General features: G+C 26.9%; 8 protein-coding genes. 6 read left to right on the top strand and 2 right to left on the bottom strand.

Going from position 1 to position 6,105, the window contains the following annotated elements; all coding sequences use genetic code 11:
- Window positions 1-113 precede the first annotated feature (113 nt).
- Entirely contained in the window at window positions 114-449 is a 336-nt protein-coding gene (locus IC173_RS18775; RefSeq protein ID WP_227856072.1) for a GIY-YIG nuclease family protein, read from the bottom strand.
- Between the two features lie 287 nt (window positions 450-736).
- On the opposite strand from IC173_RS18775, the gene IC173_RS18770 reads away from it, so the two are divergent.
- The 6 genes from IC173_RS18770 (at window position 737) to IC173_RS18745 (ending at window position 5,583) form a co-directional block, all read left to right on the top strand.
- On the top strand, window positions 737-1,648 hold the full coding sequence (locus tag IC173_RS18770) for a recombination protein NinG (RefSeq protein ID WP_227856071.1): 912 nt from the start codon (window positions 737-739) through the stop codon (window positions 1,646-1,648).
- A gap of 252 nt (window positions 1,649-1,900) precedes the next feature.
- The gene (locus tag IC173_RS18765) at window positions 1,901-2,335 is read left to right on the top strand and encodes a DUF6323 family protein (protein ID WP_227433336.1); all 435 of its coding nucleotides are present in this window, start codon (window positions 1,901-1,903) and stop codon (window positions 2,333-2,335) included.
- A 23-nt stretch (window positions 2,336-2,358) separates the two neighbouring features.
- Complete coding sequence (locus IC173_RS18760; RefSeq protein ID WP_227856070.1) at window positions 2,359-3,288, top strand: DUF6179 domain-containing protein; 930 nt, start codon at window positions 2,359-2,361, stop codon at window positions 3,286-3,288.
- 12 nt (window positions 3,289-3,300) lie between these two features.
- The gene (locus tag IC173_RS18755) at window positions 3,301-3,873 is read left to right on the top strand and encodes a hypothetical protein (protein ID WP_227856069.1); all 573 of its coding nucleotides are present in this window, start codon (window positions 3,301-3,303) and stop codon (window positions 3,871-3,873) included.
- Window positions 3,874-3,955: 82 nt separating this feature from the next.
- Window positions 3,956-5,323, top strand: coding sequence for a M20 family metallopeptidase (locus IC173_RS18750; protein ID WP_227433334.1), 1,368 nt, complete (start codon window positions 3,956-3,958; stop codon window positions 5,321-5,323).
- Between the two features lie 35 nt (window positions 5,324-5,358).
- Window positions 5,359-5,583 (top strand): NifU family protein, encoded by a 225-nt coding sequence (locus IC173_RS18745; RefSeq protein ID WP_227433333.1) that lies wholly within the window; start codon window positions 5,359-5,361, stop codon window positions 5,581-5,583.
- A 121-nt stretch (window positions 5,584-5,704) separates the two neighbouring features.
- Here the strand turns inward: IC173_RS18745 and IC173_RS18740 are convergent, their stop codons facing one another.
- On the bottom strand, window positions 5,705-6,103 hold the full coding sequence (locus IC173_RS18740; protein ID WP_227433332.1) for an HsmA family protein: 399 nt from the start codon (window positions 6,101-6,103) through the stop codon (window positions 5,705-5,707).
- Window positions 6,104-6,105: the final 2 nt, after the last annotated feature.

Raw genomic sequence — 6,105 nt, 5'->3', positions numbered from 1 at the left:
TTTGACTAATTGTTTTCTTAAAGTATTCATAAAAAATCTCCTTTACGACATTTGATTATATTTAAATCATTGCCATAAAGAAGATTTTTATTAACCTTGAAGCACAAATTATTTTACATTACCTCTTCTTTTAGCTTTTCTAACCAAACCATTTCTAAAATATCTAATTCTTCTAAGTAGTCTTTTTTAGTTTTGTTATCATCGTGTTTTATAAGTTCTAAAATTTCAAATGTAAATGTTTTTTCTCCATATTTTTTCCAATCATTGTTTAAATCTCTTACCATACATGACCCAGCACCAAGTTGAAATTTGAGGGAGTTAAACTTGCTTTTTATGTCATTGCTCTTTCCAAGGTAAATCTTTTTAGTAGTATCATTTTTTATCATAAATACACCAATGTCAAATTTCATTTCCTTATATAGTTGTTTTAATTCACGTTTTCTATCCATTTTCTTAGTACCTCTCTTTATAATTAATATGTAATATGTAATATGTAAAATTATTTATATATTACATATTATTATAAAGAGATTAATTTCAAATGTAAATAGATTTTGATAAAATTAATTATAAGTTTACTATTACTTAGTATCAATATCTAGGCTAATTAGAGTTATTATATGACTTAATATTATATAAAATTAAAAGAAGAGTTGACATGATGAAAATTATAGAATAAACTAAAAATGTAATAGTTAATAAATATTAACTATTACATTCAAAGGAGGCTGTTATTATGAATAAAAATATAGAATTAATTGGAAACTTTGCAAGTGATTGGATTCGCTATAGTGATTATGAATATAAAATTACTGAAGAAGATGAACTGTATATAGTACCAACAGAAGATGCTGTATTTACTATGTACAATCCATTTGATGTTGCAGCTGAAATTATAGTAGATATAATTCGCATAGGACAAGAAGCATTACAAGAGATATCAAAAGAAACTAAAGAAATGAGATTAAAAAAAGAAGTACTTGAATTTGTAAAGAAATATGGGTTGTTAGGATTAATTTATTCAAGTGTATATAATAGAGATATTGTTGGTGAAGAAAGAGTACTGATGATTGAAAAGAATTATATTACAAAAGAGAATATATTGAATACTGATGAGTATGTAAATATGTTCATCCCATTTGCAAGTGATGAAGATGTATACTTTAAAAAATATAAACGAGGTATAGATGTATCAAAACGAGAGGAATCACCCAAGTTTTTTGGAAAAAGACCATTGATTTTAGATTTAGTATTTTCAAGGTTTTATACAGAACAATTGGATTGGATTGTAAATTTTGCTAAGGATATGTGTAGACATTTTAATCAAATTTGTGTCTATAAAAACATGTCTAACCTACTAACTGAAAGTGTGACTATTATGTCTGGAGGGTTTAACCCTCAAAAGATTGGATTTTCTATAAGTCAATTAGATAAACCCACAATTGCATGGGAATTTAATTCTTTAAAAACAGCTATTGAAACTATATATGCATTTGCAATTACAAGTGAACCTGCATCTTTAAATAAATGTAAGTATTGTGGAAAGATTTATATACCTACAAATTCTAAATCTCAATACTGTTCACCTTCCTGTAGAAATTGCTCAAATGTAAAGAAAAGCAGAAGTAGAGCTAAAAAAGATAAGTAAATTAATATATCATTCTTTAGATTTTAATTATAAATAACTATTAAATTGATGAATAGTTATAAAAAATATATCTGAGTAATGATATATTTTTTTTATTGAAAAATTTAATTAAAATAGTAATTTTGAGTTGACAAAAACTACTTATAATAATATTATTATAAGTAGTTCTATAAGTTAATAAATATACTAATTTAAATATAACATAAAATAAATTAAAAGTCAATAGAAAAAATAAAAAAGGAGAATTTTAAAATGATATCACCTATTATTTTGAGTTCTATGCATCAAAATTTAAAGGAAATAGAAAGAAATGAATTGCTTGAAACCAATAAAGAATCTAAGTGTTATGGTCTAGTACTTTCCGAAGCGGATGTAAAAGATATAATAACTTCAAGAAATGATACTTTAAAGGGATATGGAAGAATAGAATTAGATATAAAAGTTACAAAACAATTAATAGAAAACATATATACATCACAGTTTACGAATATGGATGATTATTTAGAAATTATTAATGATATGCAAGAAATCTTTTATTACTTAAAAAATGAAACAGATGATAAAATTTGTGATGATGAAATTATAGAAATACTTGATGAACTTTATGAAAAATTTACAGGGAATATGGATAATGTAAGGGGAGAAGCAGAGGAATTTGCAAAAAAGTTTAAATTTGGAGAAGTTTAATCTAATGAGAGGGGAAACTTACTATGTCAAATAATAATCTAACCAACATCAATATAAATGAAAATAATCTAATAAAAAATCAATATGCAATATCTCTACTTAAAGAATGTATGGATTGTAAAGTAATAAATGAGAGAGAAGTATATAACATACAACAGGAAATATCCTTAATTCTTATAGATTTAATTAAAAAATATACAAATGGTCAAAGTACATCAGTAAAGACTGAAGTTGCTGAAAAATTATTGCTTTCAATTTGGTATTCTATTGATGCATATGTAAGTAAACTTGAAAATATAGAAAAAAGAGTTGCAGAATTGACGTCTAAAAATATTAAGTATGTATACTTAGAAGGCATTAAAATTCTTGAATATGATTTACTTGAGTTAGAAAAATTTTATGAAGTAATGAAAATTAGAAAATTAGACACTAATTTAATGGCGTATAATGATACTTTAATGGAACTGTCTGGTTTCTTTAAAAACTATAGTATAAAATTTGAAGCATATGATATTCCAGTGAGTATAGATTATCCATTGGCATTAGATGATATGGATATTCAAGGAATTTATTATGTGAAAAATTATATTGAGAGTATGGATATAGAAAATAGATTTTGTAATTTATTTAGAAAGAAAGATAGAGAAAAATTGTTTTATGATTATGGAATAACTTATAAAATAGATTGTGATGTTATACTTATAAATTTATTTGAACTTATTATAAATAACTCTATTTTCTCTACAATTTTAGGTAATGAATCAACTAATTTGAAGATTTCAGAATATGAATATGAATTTTTAGAAAAACAATTTAAAAACATATACAATCATACTTTTGAAGATGAAATTAAGCAATATGAGGAAAATAATGTAGTTGAATTTATTGAAGAAAGTAATAGTTTTGATTTTAATAATTCTGAAGAGCTAAATAAAGAAAGTATAATAAATTAAAAAATAGTTTTATTGCTTGAAGAAGCAATTGATGTTTTGATAGAAAGATTAAATATAGAAGATGAAGCCATGATAAAATACATAAAAGCATATGAGAAGATATTTATTGAGTCTGTACTAAGTTCAATAAAAAGTGGCACTTTTAAAAGTATGATAACTGTAAGTAAGAATGAAAGTGAACCTTTAGAAAAGTATATTGTTGATGATGAAAATAAATTAGATGATGAGTCATTTAGAGCGATATTCAATGCTGTACTAGAGAGTACTTCTATAATTGAAAAAATAAAAATAATAAAGGAAAATATCAATGCAAAAAAAGACTTTATTGATATTCTTGAATCTGAGTGCTTATTTGGGGATGATTATCTAATGCTATTTGCTTCATTAAGTGAATTTGAATTGGAAATACTAGGAAGTGTAGTATTTTATGAAGATATGAGAATGGAAGAAATTAATTTATTAGAACTATTACTAAACAAAAATAATGAAACTACACTATGGAAAAGAGAGTACATTGAATTTATGAAGAAAAAAAATAAGGAAAAAATACATTGTATAGAAGAATATATAAATCAAATTAATTAACAAAAAATTGTGAATAAATAGAATGTTAGTATATAATATAATTTATAAAGCATATCAAAAATACATATCTGTGGAGGAGACTATGAAAGAGTATATTATAAATAACATTGAGGAAATAAGAGAAGAATTAATTGATTTATCTAAAAAAATATGGGAAAATCCAGAATTAGCTTTTGAAGAAAAGTATGCAAGCAGTATTCAAAAGGAATATCTAAAGTCAAAAGGATTTGAAATTGAAGAAGTAGACAATTTACCCACTGGATTTATAGCGAGTTTTGGAGAAGGTAAGCCCGTAATTGGAATACTTGGCGAATATGATGCTTTGCCAGAACTATCACAATCTGTGAGTACAGAAAAAAATCCATTGGTAGAGGGAGAATCTGGACATGGATGTGGTCATAATTTATTGGGTGTAGCAGGTGTAGGAGCAGTCGTTTCTATCAAAGAACTTATGGAAAAAAATAAATTTAATGGAACAATAAAATATTTTGGTTGTCCTGCTGAAGAAGAAGGTGGAGGAAAGACTGTAATGTGTGTAAATGGATGTTTTGATAATGTAGATTGCGCATTTACATGGCATCCTTTTGATATAAATGGCACATGGAGAGGTGGAAGTCTGGCAAATTTATCTGCTAGATTTAAGTTTAAGGGAATAACAGCACATGCAGCTCAAGCCCCTCATAATGGTAGAAGCGCATTAGATGCTGTTGAACTTATGAATGTAGGAGCAAATTATTTAAGAGAACATGTAATTGACTCTATAAGAATGCATTATGTTATAACTAATGGTGGAGGAAGACCTAATGTAGTTCCTGGTTTTGCAGAAAGTTGGTATTTTATAAGAGGTAAAAAAGCAAAGGATGCAGAGAATGTTCTTGATAGGCTAATAAAAGTGGCACAAGGAGCAGCTATGATGACAGAGACTGAAATGGAGTATGTAATTACTGATGGGATTTATGATTATATACCAAATCAGTGTTTAACTGATTTAGTATACGATAATATGATTCTTGTTGGAACTCCTAAAACTACTCCTGAAGAAGAAGAATTTGCAAAAAAATTATGTGCTACTCTTACTAAGGATGAGAGACTAGGTGTAGCTACAGCATTCCAAGACGATAAATCTATTGTGGACAGTTATATACATCATGGTATAGCTGATGGAGCAGAAGATAAGGGATTAGCTGGTTCTACTGATGTTGGAGATGTAAGTTATGTGATACCAGTAGCTCAATTTGCAATGGCAGCATGGCCTGTTGGTGTGGCAAGCCACACATGGCAGTCATGTGCATCAGCTGGTTCAAGTATAGGATTTTCAGCTATGATAAATTCAGCTAAGGTATTGGCTTGTAGTGCTTATGATGTATTTATGAATACTAAGATTATTGATGAGGCAAATATAGAGTTTGAAAAATCATTAGATGGACAAAAATTTAAACCATTGGTATAATCTTGGTAATAAAAATATTTCTGGGGGGAATAACTATGAGAGAACAAGTTGAAAAAGTACTTGAACAAAAGATAAAACCTGTATTACAAAGAGATGGTGGAGATGTAGAGCTTATAGATGTAAATGAGAATGGTGTAGTTTTAGTTAGATTACAAGGTGCTTGTAGTGGATGTCCAGGAGCAACTATGACAATAAAAGCTGTTATTGAAAATGTTTTGGTAAGCGAAGTTCCAGGAGTAACTCAAGTGTTAGGTGTTTAATAAATTTAAATTATACATAAGGATTTATTAAGCTGTGTAAAAGAGTAAGTAAAACATTATAGATATATATGAAAAAGTGTGTAAGTGTATATTCATTTTCTTACACACTTTTTTTTATTTATTATCCAGCCATACCAATAAACATACCTATAAAGTATGGAATTAACCAGATAGTCCATACAACTATACTAAACTTATGGAAGAATTTTTTCTTATCTTCATCGTCCTTATACAAAACAAAAGTAGCCCAGCCTGCATGAAAAAGCATAAGCACAATTGCTAGGAGACCAGTTATACTATGAAGATTTTGGGACAATACAGACTTCACTTCAAAAGCGTGGCTATTAGCTATATTACTCATTGTAAATGTTCCTAAAGTATCAAATATTAAACCAAGCCAAAATATAATTACATGTTTCTTTTTTAAAATTTTAGCTTTTCTTTCTCCAAATACACCTATAGTGTAAAAAATTAAAGCTGATGTTATAAACACTATTGCAAGTATTAATTTAGAACTCATAA

The sequence above is a fragment of the Clostridioides sp. ES-S-0048-02 genome (assembly GCF_020658495.1).
Classification (GTDB): domain Bacteria; phylum Bacillota; class Clostridia; order Peptostreptococcales; family Peptostreptococcaceae; genus Clostridioides.
This window is presented reverse-complemented; position numbering and strand designations above follow the sequence as displayed.

Excerpts from the sequence above, each read along its gene's own strand:
- IC173_RS18750 (WP_227433334.1), top strand. The coding sequence starts at position 3,956 with ATGAAAGAGTATATTATAAATAACATTGAGGAAATAAGAGAAGAATTA.
- IC173_RS18765 (WP_227433336.1), top strand. The coding sequence starts at position 1,901 with ATGATATCACCTATTATTTTGAGTTCTATGCATCAAAATTTAAAGGAA.
- IC173_RS18760 (WP_227856070.1), top strand. The coding sequence starts at position 2,359 with ATGTCAAATAATAATCTAACCAACATCAATATAAATGAAAATAATCTA.
- IC173_RS18745 (WP_227433333.1), top strand. The coding sequence starts at position 5,359 with ATGAGAGAACAAGTTGAAAAAGTACTTGAACAAAAGATAAAACCTGTA.
- IC173_RS18775 (WP_227856072.1), bottom strand. The coding sequence starts at position 449 with ATGGATAGAAAACGTGAATTAAAACAACTATATAAGGAAATGAAATTT.
- IC173_RS18740 (WP_227433332.1), bottom strand. The coding sequence starts at position 6,103 with ATGAGTTCTAAATTAATACTTGCAATAGTGTTTATAACATCAGCTTTA.
- IC173_RS18770 (WP_227856071.1), top strand. The coding sequence starts at position 737 with ATGAATAAAAATATAGAATTAATTGGAAACTTTGCAAGTGATTGGATT.